The following is a 24365-nucleotide window of genomic DNA, read 5'->3' on the forward strand; positions in this document are numbered from 1 at the left end:
GGATCTGTACGGCTCGGTCCGCCGCTCCGGCGTGCTGCTCGGCATGCTGTTCCTGATCGACTGGGGCACGGGCGAGCTCACCTGGTGGCGCGGCACCGTGTGGGTCGCGCTGGTGCTGTTCCTGGTCCTGTGCCCGGCCCGGGTCTCGGCGGGCGAAGGCCGACTCGCCTCCCGCCGTCTGGTGCGCACCCGGCGGGTGCGCACCGACGTGCTGGTGTCCGTGCGCTGTCTGGACGGCGTCTCCCGGCGCCTCGTCCTGCGGGACGCCTTCGGCGACCGGGTCGAGATCGATCCCCAGGTCCTGGTGGGCAACCCCGACCTCTGGTACCGCCTCGACGCGGACGCCCGGACGTCCGAGCGGTCCGGGACCCTGCTGTGCGGGACGACCGGGCTGCACCGCGTCTCGGAGCGGATCGAGCGGGAGACGGCACTGAGTGTGTTCAGGGTGTCCGGGCTGGAACAGGCCCGGCGCCGACGCTCCTCACCCCCGCCGCCCCGCCGGATGCGGCCGCACCCCCGTCATCAGGATGTCCAGGCCACGCCGCGTGGTCGCCAGAACCACCCGCTCGCCCACCCGCAGCACCCGACCCTGCGCGGGGCGCCAGTCGAAGCCGGGGCGGTCTTGGTGGTCCGGGCGGAGTGCGGTGAGGGTGTCCGTGGCGGACGACGGCACCGGCCCGGCGGCCGCCCCCACGGCCAGCACCCGCCACTCGTTCTCCCGGAACGCCTGGTGCACGGACCGCCCCTCCAGTTCGGGGTGCCCGGCCACATCCACGCAGGTGAACAGCAGCGAGCCCCGCTCCACGGGCATCACGCCCAGCACATGGCGGCCCATCATCGCGGCGGCGAAGGAGGGCGCGGCCAGCGCGGAGACGCTTCGGCTGCGGGTGAGCGCGTCCGGATAGGAGGCGCGCAGGGTGCGCTGCACGGTCGCGGCGAAGTCGTCGTCGTACAGCCGCATCACCACCCGTACGCCGGGGTTGGTCTCCCGGACCGCCATCACGATGTCGAGGTTCTGGCCGTCGTCGCGGGTGAGGACGAGCAGTGACCGGCTGTCTTTGACGCGGGCCAGGTCGAGCACGCCTGGCACGGCGGCGTCCTCCAGGACGAGCGGGATGCCGAGTTCGCGGGCGAGCGAAATGCCGCGCGCCCGTGGGTCTCGCTCGATCGCCACCACCTGGTGGCCGGTGCTGCGCAGCCGGTCCAGTACCCGGGTGCCGACCATGCCGAGCCCGACCAGGACGATGTGGCCGTTCACGTCGTCGTCGGGCGGATGGCTCGCGGAGGCGGTACGGAAGGCCTCCGTGGCGTTCATGGTCGCGGCGACGACGAGCGGGAGCACGGCCAGGCCCACGAATCCGGCGATCAGCTGGAGCACGCGGCGGGCGACCGACTCCTCGGTGGCCGGGTCGCCCATGGTGAAGATGTCCAGCAGCGGCAGATAGACGTTCTTCCACCACGGGTGCTCGTCCGCGAAGAGCGCGGTGGCGGTCGCGAGCGCCACCACGACAGCCGCCAACGACCCGTAGACGGAGGTGAGTTGATGAGAGAGGAAGACCTTCCACGGCAGATGCGCGAGCCGCGCCCGCAGCCAGCTGCGCAGGCGGCGGCGCCGGGTACCGGCCGCCCGTTCGGGGGTGCGGTGGACGACCTCCTCCAGCATCAGCCGGCCGTGCGTGAGCTGCCTGTGATCGGCGGTCCGCGCGTCCGGCAGCAGCAGGGTGCCCTCCTCGCCGGACGTCTCCGCGCTGTCCTGGCTCGCCGGGTCGTCCTGGTGAGCGCCGGACAGTACGGCGAGAGCGGCCAGGTCGGTGGGGTGCGGCGGCGTCCCCGCGGGCCGTACGACACCGCGGAAGACCTTGCCCTCGACCTGGAGGGTGTGACCGTGCCCCACGGCGGCGGCCGCGACCAGTTCGGGCACCGCGGTGTCGGCGTCGGAGAGCACCGTGGTGGAGGTGTCCTGCGCCGGGTCGTCGCACAGTCCCGCCGCACGGTCGAGCAGCCGCTCCAGGTGCCGGCCGCGCTCACGGTCGAACATGCGGACCACGAGCCGTACGGCGGGGTTGATGGTGCGGGCCAGCAGGGCGGCGGTCATGTTGACCTGGTCGTCGCGGTAGGTGAGGGCGAGCGCGGCGGCACGCTCGACGCCCGCGGCCCGCAGGGTCCGCTCGTCGGGCCGGGCGGAGACGAGCAGTTCGACCGGGGAGTCCGGGTCGCGGTGCAGCGCGGCGATCCCCGCGCCGTGCTCGTCGCTCCCGGAGGGCAGCACGACGGTGACGATCTCGCCGCACACGGCGTCCAGTTCGAGGGCGAGCCGGTGGGCGAGTCCGTCGTCGCCGCAGATCACCATGTGCTGCGCTCGCTGTCCGGGCTCCGTGTGTATGGGGAGGGTCGATGTCACATCAGGCTGAACGGCGCGGGTCACGGGGCCGGTTCCGGCCGGGCACGGCACCGGCCCCAAGAATGCGTCAAGAACATGCCAACAGCGACCCTGCCGTTCGGCGCGGGCCGTCGGCCACCGGGACGGGCGACGACCCACCGGCATCGGCCGCCGAGCGGCCACACGGGCGGTCGCCGCGCCGTGCACCGGATACGTCGTCCCGCTCGGCCCGGAGGTTTCCTCGCGCCGCTCGCAGGCGACCGGGCAGCCGTATCGCACGCCCACGCGCTTCCTGCCGTCGCCCCGCCGCCGGGCATGCCTGGACGGCGGCCGCCAGCCCGGTCGCCTGCGAGCGGATCGGCGCATGAGACGCATCCGTACCGGAAAGGGAACGCGGGTGCTGAGGTCGCCACCGGACATCTCGACCGCCGAAGGGCCGGTGCATGCGATGACGCTCGGTGTCCGTCCCCCACACGGCGGCCGGCCCTCCCCCATGCAGTCCAATGCCGGACGACCGCGTCCCGGCCTCCGCCTCTTGCTGCGCGACCACCGCCCGCCAGTCGATTCTTAACGCAAGATTGACGCCCACGGCCCCCTCATCCGTGGGCCCACGCGTCACGCTCTGCATACGCTGGTGCCGCCGTCCGCGTGATGGCCGGAAACACGCTGAGCCGCACAAGGAGCAGGCTGATGGCCACGACCGAACACCCTCCGCCCAGTCGCCTACGGGCCTGGATGCTGGAGGGCCTGTCCGACATGGGCAAGGGGGCAGGCCAGCACGGCGGAGCCGAGGCCGCACCGGAGCCGGCTCACAAGGGCCAGCGCTGGTGGCGGGTCATGTGCCTGACCGGTGTGGACTACTTCTCCACCCTCGGCTACCAGCCGGGCATCGCGGCCCTGGCGGCCGGCCTGCTGTCGCCGATCGCCACGATCGTGCTGGTCATAGTCACCCTGGCCGGCGCGCTGCCGGTCTACCGGCGGGTGGCCGAGGAGAGCCCGCACGGCGAGGGCTCCATCGCCATGCTGGAGCGGCTGCTGTCCTTCTGGCAGGGCAAGCTGTTCGTCCTGACGCTGCTCGGCTTCGCCGCCACCGACTTCCTGATCACCATCACCCTGTCGGCCGCCGACGCCTCCACCCACCTGGTGGAGAACCCGCATCTGACCAACGTCCTGCACGGCCGGCAGATGGTGATCACGCTGGTCCTCGTGGCGCTGCTGGGCGCGGTCTTCCTCAAGGGCTTCCTGGAGGCGATCGGCGTCGCGGTCGCGCTGGTCGGCGTCTACCTGGCGCTGAACCTCGTCGTCGTGATCGTCGGTCTGTGGCACGTCGCCACCGCCGGCCACGTGGTCACCGACTGGACGACCGCCCTGACCGCCGAGCACGGGAACATCTTCGTCATGATCGGGCTGGCCCTGATCGTCTTCCCGAAACTCGCGCTGGGCCTGTCCGGCTTCGAGACCGGCGTCGCCGTCATGCCCCACGTCGAGGGCGACCCCAGCGACACCGAGGAGCGGCCGACCGGCCGGATCCGGGACACCAAGAAGCTGCTGACCACCGCCGCCGTGATCATGAGCGGCTTCCTGATCACCACCAGCTTCATCACCACGCTGCTCATCCCGGAGAACGAGTTCAAGTCCGGCGGCCAGGCCAACGGCCGCGCGCTGGCCTACCTCGCGCACGAGTACCTCGGCAACGCCTTCGGCACGGTGTACGACGCCTCGACCATCGCGATCCTCTGGTTCGCCGGTGCCTCCGCGATGGCGGGCCTGCTCAACCTGATGCCGCGCTATCTGCCCCGCTACGGCATGGCCCCGCACTGGGCGCGCGCCGTGCGCCCCATGGTCATCGTCTTCACCCTGATCGCCTTCCTGGTCACCTGGATCTTCGACGCCGACGTCGACGCGCAGGGCGGTGCCTACGCCACCGGTGTGCTGGTGCTGATCAGCTCCGCGGCGATCGCGGTGACGATCGCCACGCGCAAGGCCGGGCAGCGGAACTGGTCGATCGCCTTCGCGGTGATCTCCGCGGTGTTCCTGTACACGACCGTCGTGAACGTCATCGAGCGTCCGGACGGTGTGAAGATCGGTGCCTGCTTCATCGCCGGCATCATCCTGGTCTCGCTGCTGTCCCGGCTGGCGCGGGCCTTCGAGCTCCGCGTCACCCATGTCGAGCTGGACAGCATGGCGGAACGATTCGTCCGGGACATGGCCAGCCGCAAGATGCGGTTCATCGCCAATGAGCCCGACCGGCGGGACAAGGCCGAGTACCGGGACAAGATCGAGCAGATCCGGGAGGACAACGAGTTCCCGGAGCACGAGGACTTCGTCTTCGTCGAGGTGACGGTCACCGACCCCTCCGAGTTCGAGGCGGGCCTGACCGTACGCGGCGAGGTGCTCCACAACCGCTACCGCGTCCTGACCCTGGAGTCCTCCTCCATCCCCAACGCCCTGGCGGCACTGCTCCTCCATGTCCGCGACTCGACGGGCTGCACCCCGCACATCTACTTCGAGTGGACCGAGGGCAACCCCTTCGCCAACTTCCTGCGCTTCTTCCTCTTCGGCCAGGGCGAGGTCGCCCCGGTCACCCGTGAGGTGCTGCGCGAGGCGGAGCCCAACCGCGCACTGCGCCCGCGCGTCCACACCGGCTGAGTCGGACGACGGTGGATCCCGACGGCCCGGCCCACCCGCCCGGCCGTCGGGATCCCATCCGCCCGGCCGTCAGGATCGCGTCAAGATCCGGCCCGACCGCGTCAGGGCTCCGTCAGCGACCCCAGTCCCGGCCCGCCCGGGACCATAGCGTCGACTCATGCTACGGAGCGGACGTCCGAGCCCGACCGGCGACCGCCACTGGCGCGGCAGCGCCCGGTTCGCTCTGGGCTGCGCCCTCGCCTTCCTCGGCATGGCCCTGCTGGTCGACTGGGACGCGGGCACCCTGACCTGCCCGCGGGCCCTGTTGTGGATCGCCCTGTCCGCCGCGGCGTTCTGCGTTCTGCTGCCGCATTGCGTCACCGCCGGCCCCGGCCGACTGTCGGTGCACGGTCTCGCACGGCGGCAAACGGTCCACACCGATGCCCTGGTGGCCGTACGGCAGTACGGCGGCGTCTCCTCGCACCTGGTCCTGCGGGACACCCACGGCCACCGACTGGAGGTCGACCCGCGCGTCCTTGTCGCCAACCCCCTCATCTGGCACGAGTTGGACACAGGCGTACGCCGCTCACTGCAGCGCGGCACGCTCCGCGAGGGCACAGACGTACTGGAACGGCTGGGCCACGAGATAGACGACTCGACCGCGCGGGCGGTCCTCGAGGCGTCGGGGCTCATCTGACCCATCCCCTGCGCGGTGGACGCGCCACGACCCGGCCGTAGCTCATACGGCCGCACACCTCCACGCGCAGGACGGCCGGCGTCCCCGGGTCACCGGCCGGACGCGTCTTGACCTTGGCGTAGCCGAGCGCCAGGGAGTCGGTGTCCACGACGACGCCCGGCCGGGTCACCAGCCGCAGCGTGCCGCCGCGCATGTCCAGGTCGATGCGCAGGGTGTCGTGCGCGATGACCGCCCGGGTGAAGTCGAGCGTCACATCGCCCCAGGCCGACTCGACCTCCATCCGCCGCGGCACCACCCAGTCGTCGCCGCGGGAGGCAGAGCCGCCCTGTTGTTCGATGCGGACGACGTCCTTGACCGGGACGGGCTCCGCCGCATCGGGCAGGTCCGCCGTCAGGGCGGCCAGCTCGCCCAGCGTCCGGGCGGACAGGGCTGCCTCCACTCGCTCGTCGTGCTCCTCGGCGGTGAGTCTGCCGTCCCCGGCGGCGACGGTCAGTACGTCCACCACCCGGTCCCGGTCCGCGTGCGAGGCCCGCACCTCGGGCGACGCACCCCTGCCGCGCACGAGCTCAGCCGACATTCCCTCACCCCGATCAGACCGTACGGACGCACCCACGCGAACTAACGCCATATCGCGTTATACCCAACGGCCAACCCCACGTCCGCGGTTCCCGCCCGTAGCCTTATCGTGATCCGCATGCAGTCCTACACGATCGGCCAGGCGGCACGGCTGCTCGGCGTGAGCCCGGACACCGCCCGCCGATGGGCCGACGCCGGCCGGATGACCACCCACCGCGACGAGGCCGGACGACGGCTCATCGACGGCAGGGACCTGGCCGCGTTCTCGGTCGAACTCGCCAGGACGGGAGCGACCGAGGAAGACGCCCCGTACACCTCGGCCCGCAACGCCTTCCCCGGGATCGTCACCGCGATCAAGCTCGGCGACGTCGCGGCCCAGGTGGAGATCCAGGCGGGCCCGCACCGACTCGTCTCCCTGCTGACCCGGGAGGCCGTCGAGGAACTGGGCCTGGAGGTCGGCATGGAGGCCACGGCCCGCGTGAAGTCGACGAACGTACACATCGACCGCGTCTGAAGAGCGGCGGGCGCCCGCCTCACGAAGCCGACGCCGAAGCCGACACCGACTCCGGCGCGCGGCCGGGTACGACCGGCGCCGACCCCCAGCGGCGGTAGCCCCCGTCCACCCGTATCGCGTCGATGCCGCTGATGTGCCGGCCCCCGCACCGGTCCTGGGGAAGCACCAGTTGAGGTCCGGCCGCGTCCAGCGGGGTGTCGTCGATGCTGACGGCGAGCAGAACCGGCGCATGGGCGAAATCGGGGTCGATCTCGGCCCAGGACAGCAGGGCGTGATGGCCGTCCGTACCGCTGACGGCGATGAGGAAGCGCAGCCGGTCCTTGCGCCGGACCGGGTCGAACTCGGGCCCCGCATCGGCCAGGACGTCGTACAGCCGCGGACCGGTGAACCGGTGGTGCTGCATCCCGCTCGTCGCGCACTCGAAGCTGACCCGCACCTGGTGCTGCGGCCACAGGTGCAGGTCGGGCACGGTCAGTCGGGCCGGCCGGGCCAGGTCACCGGTGACGGTGAGTTCCGCGGACGCCATGTACGACCACCTCCCGCATGACCGTACCCTGCCAGACCCCGTATACAAACGCATATGCCTACCACACGTCGCGATGATCCCAGCTCATGCGATGCAAGAGGCGTCCTGAACCTTGCATATGCGGCGTATTATCGCCGCACGGCCGTCGATCGGCGGCCGTGGAAGGGCGCGACCGCTTTTCCCGAAAGAACAGAGGTGTAGATCGTGATGACCCGTTCCGCGCGCCGGACCCGGCGGACGCTGCAGGCGACCGGTGCAGGAGTCGCAGCCCTGATAGCCCTGAGCGCCTGCTCCTCCTCCGACGACTCCTCCGGCTCGTCGGCCAAGTCGGACACCTCGACGTCCGCCTCACCCAAGCTGTCCGGCACGGTCACCGTCTTCGCAGCCGCCTCACTCAAGGAGAGCTTCACGACCCTGGGCGAGGAGTTCGAGAAGCAGCACCCGGGCACCAAGGTCAGCTTCAACTTCGGCGGCAGCGACACCCTCGCCGCCAGCATCACCTCCGGCGCCCCCGCCGACGTCTTCGCCGCCGCCAGCCCCAAGACCATGGCGATCGTGACGGACAAGAAGGACGCGGCCACCGCGCCCGCCACCTTCGTCCGCAACCAGCTGGAGATCGCCACCCTGCCGGGCAACCCCGACAAGGTCGCCTCCCTCAAGGACCTCACCAAGTCCGACCTCAAGGTCGTCCTGTGCGACAAGTCGGTGCCGTGCGGCGCCGCCGCGCACAAGGCCCTGGACGCCAGCAGCCTGAAGCTCACGCCCGTCTCCTACGAGGAGGACGTCAAGTCCGCCCTCAACAAGGTGGTGCTGAAGGAGGCCGACGCCGCGGTGGTCTACAAGACCGATGTGAAGGCGGCGGGTGACAAGGTGGAGGGCGTGGAGTTCCCCGAGTCGGCCAAGGCCATCAACGACTATCCGATCGCCCTGCTGAAGAACGCCGACAACGCGGCGGCGGCCAAGGAGTTCATCGCGCTCGTCCAGTCCGCCGAGGGCCAGAAGGTCCTGTCCGCGGCCGGCTTCCTCAAGCCGTGACCCCACTGGACAAGACCGGCGCCGCGGACACCCTGACGGGTGGGCCGCAGCGCCGGCGCGGCCGTACGGGCGGCACCGGCCGCGGAGTGCCGCTGCCGCTGCTGCTCCCCGGCGTGCTGGCCCTGGCGTTCCTGCTGCTCCCCCTCGTCGCCCTGCTCGTCCGGGCCCCCTGGAGCAGCATTCCGGACCAGCTCACCAGCCCCGAGGTGTGGCAGGCGCTCCAGCTCTCCCTGATCAGCGCAACCGCGGCAACCGCGGTGAGCCTGATCCTGGGCGTGCCGCTGGCCTGGCTGCTGGCCCGCACGGAGTTCCCGGGACGTGGCTTCGTACGGGCCCTGGTGACCCTGCCCCTGGTCCTCCCCCCGGTGGTGGGCGGTGTGGCCCTGCTCCTCGGGCTCGGTCGCAACGGCATCGTCGGCCAGTGGCTGGACTCCTGGTTCGGGATCACGCTGCCGTTCACCACGGCGGGGGTCGTGGTCGCGGAGGCCTTCGTCGCGATGCCGTTCCTCGTGATCAGCGTCGAGGGCACGCTGCGCGCCGCCGACCCGCGCTTCGAGGAGGCGGCCACCACCCTGGGTGCCTCCCGCTTCACCGCGTTCCGCCGCGTCACCCTGCCCCTGATCGCCCCCGGCATCGCCGCGGGCTCCGTCCTGGCCTGGGCACGCGCGCTCGGTGAGTTCGGCGCCACCATCACCTTCGCGGGCAACTTCCCCGGCCGCACCCAGACCATGCCGCTGGCCGTCTACCTCGCCCTGCAGAACGACCCGGAGGCGGCCATCGCCCTCAGCCTGGTGCTGCTGACCGTGTCGATCGCGGTCCTGGCGGGACTGCGCGACCGCTGGCTGACGACGTCGTGATCCACACAGACCGCCGTACGATCGTGTCCGAACGCACCACCACGGCCGCAAGCGGCACCAGTACGGCTCCCACCGGCCCCAGCCCCCGTACGAACACGTCCGACGCCGCGCCGCGCCGCACCCGACGGACGGCCGTCAATCCGCTCGACCCCTGGATGTGCGCCCCATGACCGACATCGACGACACCGCCGCCGGCCTCGTCACCGAAGGCGTCCGCGGTGACGGGCTCGACGCACGGCTCGTCGTCGACCGGGGTTCCTTCCGCCTCGACGTGACGCTGGCCGCCGCCCCGGGCGACGTGGTCGCGCTGCTGGGTCCGAACGGCGCCGGCAAGACCACGGCCCTGCGGGCGCTCGCCGGTCTCGTCCGGCTCACGGGCGGGCATCTGCGGCTGGACGGCACCTCGCTGGACCGTACGCCCCCGGAGTCCCGTCCGGTCGGCGTCGTCTTCCAGGACTATCTGCTCTTCCCCCATCTGTCGGCCCTGGACAACGTGGCCTTCGGCCCGCGCTGCCAGGGCGCGACCAAGGCCGAGGCCCGCGCGCAGGCCGCCGCCTGGCTCAAGCGCATGGGCCTGGCCGAGCACGCCGGTGCCAAGCCCCGCCGCCTCTCCGGCGGCCAGGCACAGCGCGTCGCCCTGGCCCGCGCCCTGGCCACCCACCCCCGGCTGCTGCTCCTGGACGAGCCGCTCGCCGCCCTCGACGCCCGCACCCGCCTGGAGGTGCGCGCCCAACTCCGCCGCCATCTGGCCGACTTCGAGGCGGTCGCCGTTCTGGTGACCCACGATCCGCTGGACGCGATGGTGCTCGCCGACCGGCTCGTCGTGATCGAGCACGGCCGTGTGGTTCAGGAGGGCTCCCCCGCCGACATCGCCCGCCGTCCGCGCACGGACTACATCGCGCAGCTGGTCGGTCTGAACCTCTACAAGGGCACCGCCGACGGCCACACGGTCCGCCTGGACGCCGGTCCCGCCATCACGACCACGGAGGACCTCACCGGATCGGTCTTCGTGGCGTTCCCGCCCGGTGCCGTCACCCTCTACCGGGACCGCCCCACCGGATCCAGCGCCCGCAACCTGTGGCGCTGCGAGGTCGCCGGTCTGGAGACCCACGGCGACCAGATCCGCGCCGACCTCACCGGCGACCTCCCGCTCGCCGCCGACCTCACCACGGTCGCCGCCACCGAACTCGACCTCCACCCGGGCGCAGCGGTCTGGGCAACGATCAAGGCGACGCAGACCCACGCATACCCGGCATAAGCCACCGGGAGCCCTACGGTGGGTGCCCATGACACTGAGCATCCGCAATCAACTCCCGGGCACCGTCACCGCCATCACCCCCGGCGAGGCCATGGCCACTGTGGGGATCCGTCTCGCCGGCGGCCAGGCACTCACCGCGGCGATCACCCTGGAGGCCGTGCACGAACTCGGCCTCGCCCCGGGCTCCGCCGTACGGGCCCTGGTGAAGTCGACCGAGGTCGCCCTCGCCACCCGCCCGGTCGAGGGAGTGTCGATCCGCAACCAGCTCGCGGGCACGGTCACCGACATCGCCACCGGCAGCGCGATGGCCTCGGTCAAGCTGTCCTTCGACGGCGGTGCCCTGACCGCCGCGGTCACCAGGGACGCCGTCGCCGACCTCGCCCTGACGGCCGGGTCCCCCGTCGTCGCACTGATCAAGGCGACCGAGGTGTCCGTGGCCACCGCGTGACCCACGAAGGGACCGCGTGACATGCGTGAGGGCTCCCGTCCCGGCCGGGACGGGAGCCCTCACGCATGCACTCTCGGGCCGGTCAGCCCTCGTACGCGTCCATCGGCGGGCACGAGCAGACCAGGTTCCGGTCGCCGAAGGCCTGGTCGATACGGCGCACCGGCGGCCAGTACTTGTCGGCGGCCGAGACACCGGCCGGGAAGACGGCCTCCTCGCGGCTGTAGGCGTGCGCCCACTCCCCACCCAGCGCGGCCGCCGTGTGCGGCGCGTTGCCCAGCGGGTTGTCCTCGGCCGGCCACTCGCCCGAGCCGACCTTCTCGATCTCCGCGCGGATCGCGATCATCGCATCGCAGAACCGGTCCAGCTCGGCCAGGTCCTCGGACTCGGTCGGTTCGATCATCAGCGTGCCGGCCACCGGGAACGACATCGTCGGCGCGTGGAAGCCGTAGTCGATCAGCCGCTTGGCGATGTCGTCGACGCTCACGCCGGTCGCCTTGGTCAGCGGGCGCAGGTCGATGATGCACTCGTGCGCGACCAGGCCGCCGGGGCCGGTGTAGAGCACCGGGTAGTGCGGCTCCAGACGCTTGGCGACGTAGTTGGCGCTCAGCACGGCCACCTGCGTGGCCCGCTTGAGCCCCTCGCCGCCCATGAGCCGGACGTAGGCCCACGAGATCGGCAGGATGCCGGCGGAGCCCCACGGGGCCGCCGAGACCGGCCCGACACCCGTCTCCGGACCTGCCGCGGGCTGCATCGGGTGGTTCGGCAGGTACGGCGCCAGGTGCGCCCGTACGCCCACGGGACCAACGCCGGGACCACCGCCGCCGTGCGGGATGCAGAAGGTCTTGTGCAGGTTGAGGTGGGAGACGTCGCCGCCGAAGTGGCCGGGCTTGGCCAGGCCGACCAGGGCGTTGAGGTTGGCGCCGTCCACGTAGACCTGGCCGCCCGCCTCGTGCACCTGGGCGCAGATGTCGGCGACGTGCTCCTCGAACACACCGTGGGTGGACGGGTACGTGATCATGAGCACGGCCAGCTCCTCGCGGTGCTGCTCGATCTTGGCCCGCAGGTCCTCGACGTCGATCTCGCCGTCCTCGGCGGTCTTCACGACGACGACCTTCATCCCGGCCATCACGGCGCTTGCGGCGTTGGTGCCGTGCGCGGAGGACGGGATCAGACAGATGGTGCGCTGCTCGTCGCCGTTGGCGCGGTGGTAGCCACGGACCGCCAGCAGACCGGCCAGCTCGCCCTGGGAGCCGGCGTTGGGCTGCAGGGAGACCTTGTCGTAGCCGGTGACCTCGGCGAGGCGCTCCTCCAGCTCACGGATGAGCGTGAGGAACCCCTCGGCCTGCTCGGCCGGCACGAAGGGGTGCAGCTGACCGAACTCGGGCCAGGTGACCGGCTCCATCTCGGTGGTCGCGTTCAGCTTCATGGTGCAGGAGCCGAGCGGGATCATGCCGCGGTCGAGCGCGTAGTCGCGGTCGGCCAGCTTGCGCAGGTAGCGCAGCATCGCCGTCTCGGAGCGGTGCTCGTGGAAGACCGGGTGGGTGAGGTAGGCGTCGGAGCGCAGCAGCGCGCCCGGCAGGGCCTGTGCCGTCGCCGCGTCCAGCGCCTCGATGTCACCCTCGATGCCGAACGCCGACCACACGGCGGCCAGCTGGGCGCGGTTGGTGGTCTCGTCGCAGGCGATGGAGACGTGGTCGGCGTCGGCCCGGTGGAGGTTGACGCCGTTGTCCCGGGCGGCGGCGACGATCTCGTCGGCGCGGCCGGTGACCTTGACGGTCAGCGTGTCGAAGTAGGCGCCGTGGACGATCTCGACGCCGCCGGCCTTGAGGCCCTCGGCGAGGATCGTGGCGTAGCGGTGGGTGCGGCGCGCGATGGTCTTGAGGCCTTCCGGCCCGTGGTAGACGGCGTACATGCCCGCCATCACCGCCAGCAGCACCTGCGCGGTGCAGATGTTGCTGGTCGCCTTCTCGCGGCGGATGTGCTGCTCGCGGGTCTGCAGGGCGAGCCGGTAGGCCTTGTGGCCGTCGGCGTCGACGGAGACGCCGACGAGGCGCCCGGGCAGGCTGCGCGCGAACTTCTCGTGCACGGCCATGTAGCCCGCGTGCGGTCCGCCGAAGCCCATCGGCACGCCGAAGCGCTGGGTCGTGCCGACGGCGATGTCCGCGCCGAGCTCGCCCGGCGAGACCAGCAGGGTCAGGGCGAGCAGATCGGCGGCGACGGTGACGAGCGCGCCGAGCTCGTGCGCCTGGTCGACGATCGGCTTGATGTCCCGTACGGCACCGGAGGCGCCCGGGTACTGGACGAGCACGCCGTTGATCTCGCGCTCGGCGATCTCGGCCGGGATACCGCCGCTGAGGTCGGCGACCACGACCTCGACGCCGGCCGGCTCGGCGCGGGTCTCGATCACGGCGACGGTCTGCGGCAGCGCGTCCGCGTCGACCAGGAACAGGCCCTTCTTGTTCTTGCCCATGCGCCGGGACAGTGCCATCGCCTCGGCGGCGGCCGTGCCCTCGTCGAGGAGGGACGCGCCCGAGGTCGGCAGGCCGGTGAGGTCGGCGACCATGGTCTGGAAGTTCAGCAGGGCCTCGAGGCGCCCCTGGGAGATCTCCGGCTGGTAGGGCGTGTAGGCCGTGTACCAGGCGGGGTTCTCCATGACGTTGCGCAGGATGACGGGCGGGGTGAAGGTCCCGTAGTACCCGAGTCCGATCATCGAGCCGAGCACCTGGTTGCGGTCGGCGAGCGAGCGCAGCTCGGCGAGCACCTCGGCCTCGGTCCGGGCGCCCGGCAGATCGAGCGCGTCGGCGTTCTTGATCACATCCGGCACCGCGGTGGCGGTGAGCTCGTCGAGCGAGCCGTAACCGACGTGCGCGAGCATCTTGGCCCGCGCCTCCTGGTCGGGCCCGATGTGGCGCTGTTCGAAGGGGATGCCCTGTTCGAGCTCGGTGAGCGGAATGCGCTGGGCGGTCATTGCGGAGGCCTCCTGGTCTGACGCGACCTTCGAGGGGCACCCCGGCACGGGCACCCCGACGGCCTCCCCCTCTGTCATCTCAACCTGAGAGCTTCACCGGGTCGCCCGAAGGGCACCGGTTTTCACCGTCGGTGAGAGCGGAAGCCGTCGACACCCGCCCTGCTTTCCAGAGTGACCTCGTCCGTGCGGTACGTGAGCCTGAGAGATTCCGGGGAGGATTTGCTCCTTCGGCGCCTCCGATGGTGTCCGGAGGACTCTCCCGCACGGGGTCAGCAGCCGTTTGCAAGACTACCAGCGAGGTCAACGCCCGGGCCTTCGAGTGGCCGCCTCCTTGATTGTGCTCTTTTGTAGTGCTTACGGATGAGTTGCGACCAAGTGGAGGGCCCGTGCAGACCGACATCGATCCGCGCAACCTGATCGGCCGCAAGGCGTTCGACCGCAATGGCACCAAGATCGGCACGATCGACGAGGTGTACCTCGACGACGCGACCGGCATGCCGGAGTGGGCGGCCATACGCACCGGTCTGTTCTCGCGGGACGCGTTCGTCCCGCTGGAGCCCAGTGAACTGGTCGAGGGCACCCTCCACGTCCCGTTCGACCGAGCCCTCATCAAGGACGCGCCCGACTTCGGTGTGGGCCGCCATCTCTCCCCGGAGCAGGAGCTCCAGCTCTACCACCACTACGGCCTGGACGTGGCCCCACCGCCCCGACTCCCCGACCACGACTTCGGCAACCTGGCAGGCACGGACGAGGCCTGAGGCCGAACGGGTGGGGTGACCGAGGAAACAGCAGGGCGGGCCGGAGCAGCCTCCATGCCTTCCGCGCCCGTCTCACACGCCGGCAACCCATCCGGGTCCCGGCGACCGCCTCACGGCGGCGTGGTCGCGGCCCGAGGCTCCCCCACGCTCCGCTCCGGCCCGCCGCGAGCCACCCCTGATCCGCCCTCGGCCACGTCGCCCCCACCCTCCCCGACCCGGGCTCGCCCGGAGCCCCGCTCGGCGTCTCCCTCCCCCGCTCCCAGGACCAACGGCAACGGATCCGCCGGCTCCAGGTTCCCGTCGTCGGCCCGGAACGTCCGCACCCGCCCGGGCTCCGAGTGCGGCGTCTCGAAGCGCACGGTGACCCGGCCCAGTCCGCTGCCCTGCACCCAGCCGTGTCCGTACTCGGTGTGCCGCACGTCATGACCGGGCGACCAGTGCCGCTCGGCAGGGGCCGGGATGTCCTGCTCCGGCTCGGCCACGCTCTCCTCCGGCACCACGTCGGCCCGCTCGCCCGCCGCCTGCGCGAAGAGGTCCTCCTGTGTGTAGTCGGCGAGTCCGGAGACGCCCACGCCGAGCAGCCGTACACCGCCCGTCGTGTCCACCGAGTCGAGGAGCCGCGCGGCGGCCTCCCGCACCACCGCCGGATCGTCCGTGGGCCCACGGAGCGTCTCGGACCGGGTGAGCGTGGAGAAGTCGTACCGCCGCACCTTCAGCACGATGGTCCGGCCCGACAGCCCGGCCCCGCGCAGCCGCCGTACGCACCGCTCGGCGAGCCGCTGCACCTCAAGACCCACTCTGAGCCGGTCGTGGATGTCCACGTCGTACGTGTCCTCGACCGAGACCGACTTGGTCTCCCGCTCGGCCACCACGGGCCGCTCGTCGTGCGCCAGCGCCATGGCGTACAGCCCGTGCCCATGAGCCTTGCCCAGCAGCCGTACGAGCTCGTCCTCGCCCGCCTCGGCGATCTCGTCCACCGTGGTGATCCCGGCTCTTCGCAGATGGTCGCCCGTCGCCGGGCCGACCCCTGGCAGCGTCCGCACCGACATCGGGCCCAGCAGCGCCCGCTCGGTCCCCGGTTCGATCAGCACCAGCCCGTCCGGCTTGGCCTGCTCGGAGGCGATCTTGGCGAGCATCTTCGACGCCGCGAGCCCCACCGACCCGGTGAGCCCCGTGACGGCCCGTATGTCCCCGCGCAGCTTGGCCCCGGCCAGCCGTGCGGACTCCTCGTCCCAGGCCGCTCCCCCGGCCTCCAGATCGACGAACGCCTCGTCCAGGCTCAGCGGCTCCACCAGGGGGGACAGCTCGCGCAGCAGCCCCATCACCTGCTCGCTGACCGTCCGGTACAGGCTGAAGCGCGGCACGAGATACGCCGCGTTCGGAGCCAGCCGACGCGCCTGGGCCATGGGCATCGCCGAGTGGACCCCGAAGACCCGCGCCTCGTACGACGCCGTGGCGACCACTCCGCGAGGTCCGAGCCCGCCCACGACGACGGCCTTCCCGCGCAGGCTCGGCTTGGATGCCTGCTCCACCGAGGCGAAGAAGGCATCCATGTCGAGATGCAGGATCGTGGGCGCGTTTCTCACAACTCCGATGCTGCACCACGCCACTGACAACGCCCCGGAAAGGAACGGGACGGGGCGCGGTCGGCCGCGCCCGGGGACCTCTCCTCAGACGGCCCGGTTGCGCCGCCGCGCGAGCTCGTCGGCGGGGTTGTGCCCCACAAGGGTCTCGCCCGTGTCGATGCGTTCACCGTGCAGCTGGGAGAGCGCGCTTTCCACGTCCCGCCACACCACGCCCACCGCGATGCCGAAGATGCCCTGACCGCCCTGGAGCAGGGCGTGCACCTCGTCCGGCGAGGTGCACTCGTAGACCGTGGCACCGTCGCTCATCAGCGTCATGCGCCCCAGGTCGCGGAAACCGCGTTCTCTGAGGTGCACGACGGCGGTACGGATGTTCTGCAGCGAGACCCCGGTGTCCAGGAACCGCTTGACGATCTTCAGGACGACGACGTCCCGGAAGCTGTACAGACGCTGCGTGCCCGACCCGTACGCGGGCCGCACGCTCGGCTCGACCAGACCCGTGCGGGCCCAGTAGTCGAGCTGCCGGTAGGTGATGCCGGCGGCCGCGCAGGCCGTCGGACCGCGGTAGCCGATCTCCTCGGACGCCATGGGCCCCGCCCCTTTGCTGTTCGGCACGGCCGAGGGCCGCTGGGGGACGTGGCCGACCGCGCCGCCGGGATGGGCGTACCCCCTGCTCGAACGCAGCTGAGAGCTTGAGGGAGGGTACGGACCGCTCTCCCCGAACCCGCGTCCGGGGGCACCCCCAGCCGTACCGTCGCCGCTGCTTCTCACGCCGACCTCCGTCCTTGACCTGCCTTCTCGACGGTAGGCAGTCACCAGGGGTGCGTCAACGATCGCCACACTCGGCACGCCGAGTGATAATCACCCTAGGAGTGGTTTCCCGTGCCCCACCGCGGGGAAAGGCTAGCCGAATGCTCTCGCGGGGGTCCGTAGGACGCTCTCAATGGCCGGTGGCATTTGCCGGCATCCCGCCCGTAACAGGGCGCCGACCGGCCGGTCACGGACCGCGTCCGCAGGATCGGCCGCCCCCTCACTGGCTGCTGGTGCCGAAGTCCTCGGGTGAGATCTGGTCGAGGAACTCGCGGAACTTCTCGACCTCGTCCTCCTGCTCGTCCGGGATCGCGATGCCCGCGTCGTCGAGCACCGTGTCGCTGCCGTAGATCGGCGTTCCGGTACGCAGGGCCAGCGCTATGGCATCGGAGGGGCGGGCACTCACCTCGACCCCGCTGGCGAAGACCAGCTCCGCGTAGAAGACGCCTTCACGCAGGTCGGTGATGCGTACTTCCGTGAGCTCCTGGCCGACGGCCTCGAGCACGTCCTTGAACAGGTCGTGGGTCAGCGGTCGCGCGGGGGCCATGCCCTGCTGGGCGAAGGCGATCGCCGTCGCCTCCCCCGGCCCGATCCAGATGGGGAGGTACCTGTCGCCTCCCACTTCGCGCAGGAGCACGATCGGTTGGTTGGAGGGCATTTCGACCCGGACACCTACGACATCGAGCTCGTTCACACAGCAACCCTAGGCCGTGCTCGGGACGTTTGGGTAGTCGGGCCGGGAACGGGTGGCCGATACGGCCTGTCGAACGCCGCCGCCGCTCACGGCAGACGCACCCCGAGAGCGGTCTTCACCAGGGCCGCGTGCAGCCGCACGGTGAGCACCGCCAGCTCCTTCGTACGCGCTTCGGCGTGGGCCCTGGTCTGCGGGTTGCGGTGCCGCTTCAAAGGGGCCACCACCTGGTCCACCAGGCCCGCCTCGCGGTCCGCGGCGGCCTTCATCACCCGCAGGTGGCGCGGCTCGATCCCGTGCCGGCCCAGCTCGGCGACGAGCGAGGCCACGGTGACCGCCTCCGCGTCGTACACACCGCCCTCGAGCGGAGCGATGAGCCCGTAGGACTCCCACTCCTCGAGGGCGCTCTCGTCGATCTTCGCGGCCTCCAGCAGCTCGGCCCGGCCGATCCTGGCCGCCGTGGGCGTGTCGCACGGCTCCAGGACGGTCTCGCCGTCCCGCTGACGCCCCACGACGGGCAGCTGCACGGCCTCGCCACGCTCCATGGCGTCCAGGTGCTCCCGGATCACCTTGAGCGGCAGATAGTGGTCCCGCTGCATCCTCAGGACGTGGCCCAGACGCTCGACGTCACCGGCGCTGAACTTGCGGTACCCCGACGGCGTCCGCTGCGGCTCGATGAGCCCCTCCGACTCCAGGAAGCGGATCTTGGAGATGGTGACTTCGGGGAACTCGCCGCGCAGCACGTTCAGCACCGTGCCGATGCTCATCAGCCCACTGTCCGCGGCGGCGGCACCGTGCCCGGCACCGCCGCTCGGTGTTTGAAGCATGGACCTTCCCTGACGGGTCAGACGCCCTGCCGGCTCGAGTAGAAGACCAGCCGGTACTTGCCGATCTGCACCTCGTCACCGTTCGACAGGGCGACCTGGTCGATCCGCTCGCGGTTGACGTACGTGCCGTTGAGACTGCCCACATCGGCCACCGTGAACGAGCCGTCCGGCGAGCGCCGGAACTCCACGTGGCGGCGCGAGACCGTCACGTCGTCCAGGAAGATGTCGCTCTGCGGGTGACGCCCGGCCGTGGTCAGCTCGCCGTCCAGCAGGAAGCGGCTGCCGGAGTTCGGCCCGCGACGCACCACCAGCAGCGCCGAGCCCATGGGCAGTGCGTCCACGGCCGCCTGCGCCTCGGGAGAGAGCGCCGGCATCTGCGTCTGACCGGTGGCCTCGGCGTCGTAGGCCTCGAGACCGGAGATGGAGATCGTGGACGTCGTCTCGGACGCACGCTCCGGCGCCACGCCGGGACGCAGTGGGGCACCACAGTTGGAACAGAACCGGGCGTTCTCCGCGTTCCGGTTACCGCACCTCGTACACACCAGGACCGACATGGACGGATCCTCCTGCCGCGGCTGCCCCGCGGGGGCATTGGACGCATACGGGTCGGGGGCAAACCCTCCACCCGTACTTGAGGTTGACGGTTGCCCGAAACCTATGCCGCCGGACTGGGCAGGGTCAACAGACGGCGCGCCCTGGCCGCCGGAAATGTCACCGCCCGGACCAGGGACCTGGTCACGGAACAGTGGGCGCTGGCCCTCTGCGTCAGGCTGTGCGCGATGACGAGCGGTCGCGTTGTCGCTGCCCTCTCGCGCGCTCTTGCCGAACAACTTCGCAAACAACTTCACGGGCGATTCCCCTTGACCGAAACAGACCCGCCCGTGGGGCAGGACGAACCCTGATTGCATACACCGGTCGACCCGGACACCTTCACAACGTCCGTATCCACCAGACAGTTTCCACCACGCGCCACCTCTTCGGTGCGCCGACCCCCCGCAACCTCATGCCCCTGCCGGACGGCCCCCATGCACCACCGGTTCACTGGGAGGACGACCGAGCGTAGTCAGGCCGCTTCGCCGCCCGCAAGGCGTCAACCACGATCTTGGTCGACCGCTCGACGGTCACGACGGCCTGCTCCTTCTCGAGGGTCTGCACCACGCCTCCGGGGATGTTGAGCGCCGGTTCGAGGTCCTGCGGCTTGCCGATGACCTTGAAACGATAGGGGGCGTTGATCTTGTTCCCGTCGACGCTCACGCTCTTGCCGGAGTCCGTCAGATAGGTGTTGGCGACGACCCGCACGCCGTTCACCTCGATCGCCTCCGCACCGGCCGCGCGCAGCTCCTGGATCGCGTCGAGCAGCATGTCCGCCTGGACCGTCCCCTTCGCGTCGTCGATCGTGATCGTGATGCCGGGGCCCTGCGCGGCCACCGTGCCAGCCAGAATGCCGAGTTGCTTCTCCTTCTCGGCGGTCTGCTTGCGGGCCTCGGCCGCCTGGTCGGAGCTGCTCTGCAGTTCCGACCGCTGCTTCTCGAGTCCCTGCTTCTCGTCCTCAAGACGCTGAGTACGGTCATCCAGTTCATCGAGGATGCGAACGAGATCTTCCTGACGGGCACCGCGCAGCGCGCTGTCGCTGTCGCTGTTCGAGGCCACCTGCACGGCCAGGCCGAAGCCGAGGCCGAACAGCAGCAGGGCGACGATGAGTTGGGCCCTGGTGACCCGCGGCGGCCACAGGCCCTTCACCAGCCGCTGGCGGCCCGTGAGCGCGGCCTCGGGCCGCTCCTGGGCCGACTGCTCGGCGTCGGGGGCCGGCGCGGGCACTTCCGCGGGCAGTTCCTTGCGCAGTCTGTTCTCCGGCTGCTCGTCCTCGTTGCTCATCGTTCTCACGCCCGGAACACGTGGCGCCGGATCGCCGCCGCGTTGGAGAAGATCCGGATGCCGAGCACCACCACGACACCCGTGGACAGCTGCGCCCCCACACCCAACTTGTCGCCCAGGAAAACGATCAGCGCGGCCACCACCACGTTCGACAGGAACGACACCACGAAGACCTTGTCGTCGAAGATCCCGTCGAGCATGGCCCGCAGGCCACCGAAGACGGCGTCGAGCGCCGCGACGACGGCGATCGGCAGATAAGGCTCGACGACCGCCGGAACCTCAGGACGGACCAACAGGCCGGCCACGACTCCCACGATGAGGCCCAGTACGGCGATCACGATGTGCCCTTCTCAGTGCTCGGCTGTGCTGTACGTACGATCACACTCGGTGCTGCGGGCAACCTGACGTCACTCTCCGTGAAGATCCCGGTCCGGATGCCGTAGTTCTCCGCCAGGGCATGCAGATACAGCCCGTCGGCGCTGTTCTGGAACGTGGTGCTCAACCTGCCCCCATCGCCCACCGCGAGCACCGTGTAGGGCGGCACCAGCGGCTTGTTGTCGACCAGTATCGCGTCACCCGCGGCCCTGATCGCGGACAGGGCGGTCAGCCGCTGCCCGTTGATGGAGATCGCCTCGGCCCCGGAGGCCCACAGCCCGTTCACGACGCGCTGCATGTCGCGGTCGCGCACCCGGCCGGTGTCGGAGAAATCGGAGGTCTCGCGCGGATTGCCGGCGTCGCCGCCCGTGGAGGCTTCCTTCGCGTCGTTCACGACGAGCTTCACACCGGGGCCGTGCACCGCCGTGGCGCCCGACAGGATTCCCACCAGGTCCGCCTGGCCACTGCCGCCACTCTGCTTCAGTGCCGCCCGCTGGCGCGCGCTCACGTCGTCGCGCAGCTTGTCGACGGTGCCCTCCAGCTTGTCCGCCGACGAGGTCTCCCGGTCGATGCGGTCGATCAGCTCCTGCCGCTCCTTGGCGACGACCGGTGCCGCCACGCGCGCCTGGGCCGCGCCGACGGTCACGACCAGCGCCGCGAGCACCAGACCGCCGGCGAGACCGAGCTTCGCCCGCAGAGTCTTCGGCATGCCGCCCTCGCCCTGGGACTTCTTCCGGGCGGCGGCCTCGGCGTACCCGTCGTCGAGGCTGTGATCCATGACGTTGGTGATCAACGACATGGAGGCGTCCGGACGCGACGGCCGCGGGGCCGTGCTCCGAACGGGGGGTTGCTGCGGCATGCCGCACATCGTCGCACGTCGCGACCAGTACCTCCGAATGGCCCCACCGGCGTGCCGGACAGGCCCCCTTGGGGGACACTTGTCCGGCACGCGCGCGTGCAGCGGGTTTTACCGTCCGGCGCTGTCTACAATCGCGGACCATTCGTCGAGCAGGGCCTGCGCTGAGGCATCGTCCGGCCCTTCCGCCCACAGATGGGTGACCGCCTCGGCGGGGTCGGGCAGCACCATCACCCAGCGCCCGTCGGTCTCCACGACGCGTACTCCGTCCGTCGTGTCGACAAAGCGATCTCCGGCCGCCTCCACGACCCGGCGCATGACCAGTCCCTTCACGGCCCATGGCGTGGCCAGGTCCCGCTTGAGAACGTGTGCCCGCGGGATCCGCGCGTCGATCTGGCTGAGGGTGAGCTGCGTCCGCGCCACCAGCCCGATCAGCCGTACGAAGGCCGCCGTACCGTCGTAGACACCGCTGAACTCCGGGACGATGAAGCCGCCCTTGCCGTCACCACCGAAGATCGTCCCCTCCTCACGCCCCACGCGCGTGAGGTCGTCCGGAGAGGTGGTGGTCCACTCGACCTGGGTGCCGTGATAGGCGGCCACCTGCTCGGCGATCCTGGTCGTGGTCACCGGCAGCGCCACACGGCCGCTGCGCCGCTCCGCGGCCACCAGGTCCAGCATCACGAGCAGAGCCCGGTCGTCCTCGATGATCCGGCCCTTCTCGTCCACCAGGGACAGCCGCTCGCCCACGGGGTCGAAGCGCACGCCGAACGCGGCCCCGGACGACGCCACGATCTCGCCGAGGCGCACCAGCCCCGACCGCCGGACATCGGCCGTCTCCGTCGGCCTGGACTCGTCGAGACCGGGATTGATGGTCAGCGAGTCCACACCGAGCTTTCCGAGCAGGCTGGGCAGGACGAGCCCGGCACTGCCGTTCGAGGCGTCCACGACCACCTTGAGCCCCGACTCGGCGATCCCGGTGGTGTCGATGTTCCGCAGCAGCGACCCGGTGTACGAGTCGAAGACGCTCGCCGGGAAGTACAGGTCGCCGATCTCGCCGGGGAACGCACGCCGGTACTCCTGCCGTGCGAACACGCGGTCCAGCTTTCGCTGGCTCGCCTGCGAGAGGTCGGCCCCTCGCCCGTCGAAGAACATGATGTCGACGGAGTCCGGCACACCTGGTGAGGTCCGGATCATGATCCCGCCGGCGCTGCCGCGAGCGGTCTGCTGCCGGGCCACGGGCAGCGGTACGTTCTCCAGGTCCCGTACGTCGATCGCGCTGGCCTGCAGCGCCGAGATCACCGCACGCTTGAGCGCACGGGCACCCCGGGAGTGGTCGCGGGCCGTGGTAACCGTGGAGCCCTTCTTGAGGGTGGTCGCGTAGGCGCCGGCCAGCCGCACGGCGAGTTCCGGCGTGATCTCGACGTTGAGGATGCCGGTCACCCCACGGGCGCCGAACAGATGCGCCTGGCCCCTGGACTCCCAGATGACCGAGGTGTTGACGAAGGCACCGGCCTCGATGGTCTTGAACGGATAGACCCGGACGTTGCCCTGAACGATCGATTCTTCGCCGATCAGGCACTCATCACCGATGACCGCGCCGTCCTCGATCCGGGCCGCCCGCATGATGTCGGTGTTCTTTCCGACGACGCAGCCCCGCAGATTGCTGTGCTGCCCGACGTACACGTTGTCGTGCACGACAGCCCTGTGCAGGAATGCGCCCGTCTTCACGACCACGTTCGACCCGACGACGGTGTGCTCACGGATTTCCGCGCCGGCCTCGACCTTGGCGTAGTCACCGATGTAGAGCGGCCCCCGGAGAACGGCGTCCGGATGCACCTCGGCGCCCTCCGCCACCCATACGCCCGGGGAGATCTCGAACCCGTCGATCTCGACGTCGACCTTGCGCTCCAGGACATCGGCCTGGGCCTTCACATACGACTCGTGCGTACCGACGTCCTCCCAGTAGCCCTCGGCGACATAGCCGTACACCGGCTTGCCTTCCTTCATGAGCTGCGGGAAGACATCGCCCGACCAGTCCACGGGAACGTCGGCCTCGACATAGCCGAACACCTCGGGCTCCATGACATAGATGCCCGTGTTCACCGTGTCGGAGAAGACCTGGCCCCAGGTCGGCTTCTCGAGGAAACGCTCGACCTTGCCCTCTTCGTCGACGATGGTGATGCCGAATTCCAGTGGATTGGGCACACGCGTCAGACAGACGGTGACCAGCGCACCCTTCTCCTTGTGGAAGTTGATCAGCTCGGTGAGGTCGAAGTCGGTCAGGGCATCGCCGGAGATGACAAGGAAAGCGTCGTCCTTCAACGCCTCTTCGGCGTTCTTGACGCTTCCGGCGGTACCGAGTGGCTTCTCCTCATTGGCATATGTGAGCTCCATTCCGAGCTCCTCGCCGTCACCGAAGTAGTTCTTGACGAGCGAGGCCAGGAACTGCACGGTTACGACGGTCTCGTTGAGCCCATGCCTTTTGAGCAGCCGCAGCACATGCTCCATGATCGGGCGGTTCACTACCGGAAGGAGCGGCTTGGGCATGCTCGAGGTCATGGGGCGAAGGCGTGTGCCTTCACCACCGGCCATCACGACGGCCTTCATGTCGGAAGCGTCCTCCTCTAGAGACGACGGTCCAGCCGACTTCACCCGTCAAGATTGTCCCGCACTTTTCCACCGCGGGCCATCGAGCCCTACGTC

The 24365-nt window shown here is 70.5% G+C and carries 22 protein-coding genes and 1 riboswitch; of the genes, 9 read left to right on the top strand and 13 right to left on the bottom strand.

The features are described from left to right. Positions 1-481: 481 nt before the first annotated feature. Entirely contained in the window at positions 482-2350 is a 1869-nt protein-coding gene (locus N8I87_RS06635; RefSeq protein ID WP_263206352.1) for an NAD-binding protein, read from the bottom strand. A gap of 720 nt (positions 2351-3070) precedes the next feature. Here N8I87_RS06635 and N8I87_RS06640 point away from each other — a divergent pair. Then, positions 3071-5029, top strand: a complete 1959-nt coding sequence (locus N8I87_RS06640; protein ID WP_263206354.1) for an APC family permease — start codon at positions 3071-3073, stop codon at positions 5027-5029. Positions 5030-5186: 157 nt separating this feature from the next. Next, positions 5187-5705 carry a hypothetical protein gene (locus N8I87_RS06645; RefSeq protein ID WP_263206356.1) on the top strand — a complete coding sequence of 173 codons (519 nt, stop codon included), beginning with the start codon at positions 5187-5189 and terminating at the stop codon, positions 5703-5705. Here the strand turns inward: N8I87_RS06645 and N8I87_RS06650 are convergent. Then, positions 5698-6282: a DUF1707 SHOCT-like domain-containing protein gene (locus N8I87_RS06650; protein WP_263206357.1), complete on the bottom strand. Its 585-nt coding sequence runs from the start codon at positions 6280-6282 to the stop codon at positions 5698-5700. The genes N8I87_RS06645 and N8I87_RS06650 overlap by 8 nt on opposite strands. A gap of 117 nt (positions 6283-6399) precedes the next feature. On the opposite strand from N8I87_RS06650, the gene N8I87_RS06655 reads away from it, so the two are divergent. Then, positions 6400-6795, top strand: a complete 396-nt coding sequence (locus N8I87_RS06655; protein WP_263206359.1) for a TOBE domain-containing protein — start codon at positions 6400-6402, stop codon at positions 6793-6795. A 19-nt stretch (positions 6796-6814) separates the two neighbouring features. Here N8I87_RS06655 and N8I87_RS06660 read toward each other — a convergent pair whose 3' ends face one another. Next, entirely contained in the window at positions 6815-7321 is a 507-nt protein-coding gene (locus tag N8I87_RS06660) for a molybdopterin-dependent oxidoreductase (RefSeq protein WP_263206360.1), read from the bottom strand. A gap of 207 nt (positions 7322-7528) precedes the next feature. Here N8I87_RS06660 and modA point away from each other — a divergent pair, with 207 nt between their 5' ends. From modA to N8I87_RS06685, 5 genes are read left to right on the top strand one after another with little or no spacing between them, the layout of a single operon-like run. Next, positions 7529-8356 (top strand): molybdate ABC transporter substrate-binding protein, encoded by an 828-nt coding sequence (gene modA, locus N8I87_RS06665; protein ID WP_263206362.1) that lies wholly within the window; start codon positions 7529-7531, stop codon positions 8354-8356. Further along, a complete protein-coding gene (locus tag N8I87_RS06670) occupies positions 8353-9213 on the top strand; it encodes an ABC transporter permease (RefSeq protein ID WP_263206363.1) in 861 nt (286 codons plus the stop codon). Before modA ends, N8I87_RS06670 begins: the two co-directional genes overlap by 4 nt. A 23-nt stretch (positions 9214-9236) precedes the next feature. Further along, positions 9237-9383: a hypothetical protein gene (locus N8I87_RS06675; protein WP_263206365.1), complete on the top strand. Its 147-nt coding sequence runs from the start codon at positions 9237-9239 to the stop codon at positions 9381-9383. Continuing rightward, positions 9380-10471 (top strand): ABC transporter ATP-binding protein, encoded by a 1092-nt coding sequence (locus N8I87_RS06680; protein WP_263206367.1) that lies wholly within the window; start codon positions 9380-9382, stop codon positions 10469-10471. The genes N8I87_RS06675 and N8I87_RS06680 overlap by 4 nt, the downstream gene beginning before the upstream one ends. Before the next feature lie 28 nt (positions 10472-10499). After that, the gene (locus N8I87_RS06685; protein WP_263206368.1) at positions 10500-10919 is read left to right on the top strand and encodes a TOBE domain-containing protein; all 420 of its coding nucleotides are present in this window, start codon (positions 10500-10502) and stop codon (positions 10917-10919) included. 82 nt (positions 10920-11001) lie between these two features. Here the strand turns inward: N8I87_RS06685 and gcvP are convergent, their stop codons facing one another. Further along, positions 11002-13887 carry an aminomethyl-transferring glycine dehydrogenase gene (gene gcvP, locus N8I87_RS06690; RefSeq protein ID WP_263206370.1) on the bottom strand — a complete coding sequence of 962 codons (2886 nt, stop codon included), beginning with the start codon at positions 13885-13887 and terminating at the stop codon, positions 11002-11004. 176 nt (positions 13888-14063) lie between these two features. Further along, a riboswitch (glycine riboswitch) is annotated at positions 14064-14159 on the bottom strand. Positions 14160-14273: 114 nt separating this feature from the next. On the opposite strand from gcvP, the gene N8I87_RS06695 reads away from it, so the two are divergent. Continuing rightward, the gene (locus N8I87_RS06695; protein ID WP_263206372.1) at positions 14274-14645 is read left to right on the top strand and encodes a PRC-barrel domain-containing protein; all 372 of its coding nucleotides are present in this window, start codon (positions 14274-14276) and stop codon (positions 14643-14645) included. A 110-nt stretch (positions 14646-14755) separates the two neighbouring features. Here the strand turns inward: N8I87_RS06695 and N8I87_RS06700 are convergent, their stop codons facing one another. The 9 genes from N8I87_RS06700 to N8I87_RS06740 form a co-directional block, all read right to left on the bottom strand. Then, the gene (locus tag N8I87_RS06700; RefSeq protein WP_263206374.1) at positions 14756-16231 is read right to left on the bottom strand and encodes a DNA polymerase IV; all 1476 of its coding nucleotides are present in this window, start codon (positions 16229-16231) and stop codon (positions 14756-14758) included. An 84-nt stretch (positions 16232-16315) separates the two neighbouring features. Further along, positions 16316-16999, bottom strand: a complete 684-nt coding sequence (locus N8I87_RS06705) for a MerR family transcriptional regulator (RefSeq protein WP_263206376.1) — start codon at positions 16997-16999, stop codon at positions 16316-16318. 259 nt (positions 17000-17258) lie between these two features. Further along, on the bottom strand, positions 17259-17732 hold the full coding sequence (locus N8I87_RS06710) for a bifunctional nuclease family protein (RefSeq protein ID WP_026253112.1): 474 nt from the start codon (positions 17730-17732) through the stop codon (positions 17259-17261). Positions 17733-17818: 86 nt separating this feature from the next. Continuing rightward, positions 17819-18556 carry a transcriptional regulator FtsR gene (gene ftsR, locus N8I87_RS06715; RefSeq protein ID WP_263206392.1) on the bottom strand — a complete coding sequence of 246 codons (738 nt, stop codon included), beginning with the start codon at positions 18554-18556 and terminating at the stop codon, positions 17819-17821. Positions 18557-18573: 17 nt separating this feature from the next. Then, positions 18574-19464 (bottom strand): zinc-ribbon and FHA domain-containing protein, encoded by an 891-nt coding sequence (locus tag N8I87_RS06720; RefSeq protein ID WP_263206394.1) that lies wholly within the window; start codon positions 19462-19464, stop codon positions 18574-18576. 130 nt (positions 19465-19594) lie between these two features. Next, a complete protein-coding gene (locus tag N8I87_RS06725; RefSeq protein ID WP_263206395.1) occupies positions 19595-20431 on the bottom strand; it encodes a DUF881 domain-containing protein in 837 nt (278 codons plus the stop codon). 5 nt (positions 20432-20436) lie between these two features. After that, positions 20437-20769: a small basic family protein gene (locus N8I87_RS06730; protein ID WP_006134295.1), complete on the bottom strand. Its 333-nt coding sequence runs from the start codon at positions 20767-20769 to the stop codon at positions 20437-20439. After that, positions 20766-21605: a DUF881 domain-containing protein gene (locus N8I87_RS06735; RefSeq protein WP_263206405.1), complete on the bottom strand. Its 840-nt coding sequence runs from the start codon at positions 21603-21605 to the stop codon at positions 20766-20768. The genes N8I87_RS06730 and N8I87_RS06735 overlap by 4 nt, the downstream gene beginning before the upstream one ends. Positions 21606-21773: 168 nt before the next feature. Further along, on the bottom strand, positions 21774-24269 hold the full coding sequence (locus N8I87_RS06740) for a mannose-1-phosphate guanyltransferase (protein WP_263206407.1): 2496 nt from the start codon (positions 24267-24269) through the stop codon (positions 21774-21776). Positions 24270-24365 lie beyond the last annotated feature (96 nt).

The organism is Streptomyces sp. HUAS 15-9 (assembly GCF_025642155.1).
In the GTDB taxonomy this organism is placed as follows: Bacteria; Actinomycetota; Actinomycetes; order Streptomycetales; family Streptomycetaceae; genus Streptomyces.

Coding starts and splice junctions, on each gene's coding strand:
- N8I87_RS06655 (WP_263206359.1), top strand. CDS start 6,400: ATGCAGTCCTACACGATCGGCCAGGCGGCACGGCTGCTCGGCGTGAGC.
- N8I87_RS06680 (WP_263206367.1), top strand. CDS start 9,380: ATGACCGACATCGACGACACCGCCGCCGGCCTCGTCACCGAAGGCGTC.
- N8I87_RS06650 (WP_263206357.1), bottom strand. CDS start 6,282: ATGTCGGCTGAGCTCGTGCGCGGCAGGGGTGCGTCGCCCGAGGTGCGG.
- N8I87_RS06735 (WP_263206405.1), bottom strand. CDS start 21,605: ATGTCGTTGATCACCAACGTCATGGATCACAGCCTCGACGACGGGTAC.
- N8I87_RS06725 (WP_263206395.1), bottom strand. CDS start 20,431: ATGAGCAACGAGGACGAGCAGCCGGAGAACAGACTGCGCAAGGAACTG.
- N8I87_RS06635 (WP_263206352.1), bottom strand. CDS start 2,350: ATGGTGATCTGCGGCGACGACGGACTCGCCCACCGGCTCGCCCTCGAA.
- N8I87_RS06720 (WP_263206394.1), bottom strand. CDS start 19,464: ATGCAATCAGGGTTCGTCCTGCCCCACGGGCGGGTCTGTTTCGGTCAA.
- gcvP (WP_263206370.1), bottom strand. CDS start 13,887: ATGACCGCCCAGCGCATTCCGCTCACCGAGCTCGAACAGGGCATCCCC.
- modA (WP_263206362.1), top strand. CDS start 7,529: ATGACCCGTTCCGCGCGCCGGACCCGGCGGACGCTGCAGGCGACCGGT.
- N8I87_RS06645 (WP_263206356.1), top strand. CDS start 5,187: ATGCTACGGAGCGGACGTCCGAGCCCGACCGGCGACCGCCACTGGCGC.
- N8I87_RS06685 (WP_263206368.1), top strand. CDS start 10,500: ATGACACTGAGCATCCGCAATCAACTCCCGGGCACCGTCACCGCCATC.
- N8I87_RS06640 (WP_263206354.1), top strand. CDS start 3,071: ATGGCCACGACCGAACACCCTCCGCCCAGTCGCCTACGGGCCTGGATG.
- ftsR (WP_263206392.1), bottom strand. CDS start 18,556: ATGCTTCAAACACCGAGCGGCGGTGCCGGGCACGGTGCCGCCGCCGCG.
- N8I87_RS06660 (WP_263206360.1), bottom strand. CDS start 7,321: ATGGCGTCCGCGGAACTCACCGTCACCGGTGACCTGGCCCGGCCGGCC.
- N8I87_RS06740 (WP_263206407.1), bottom strand. CDS start 24,269: ATGAAGGCCGTCGTGATGGCCGGTGGTGAAGGCACACGCCTTCGCCCC.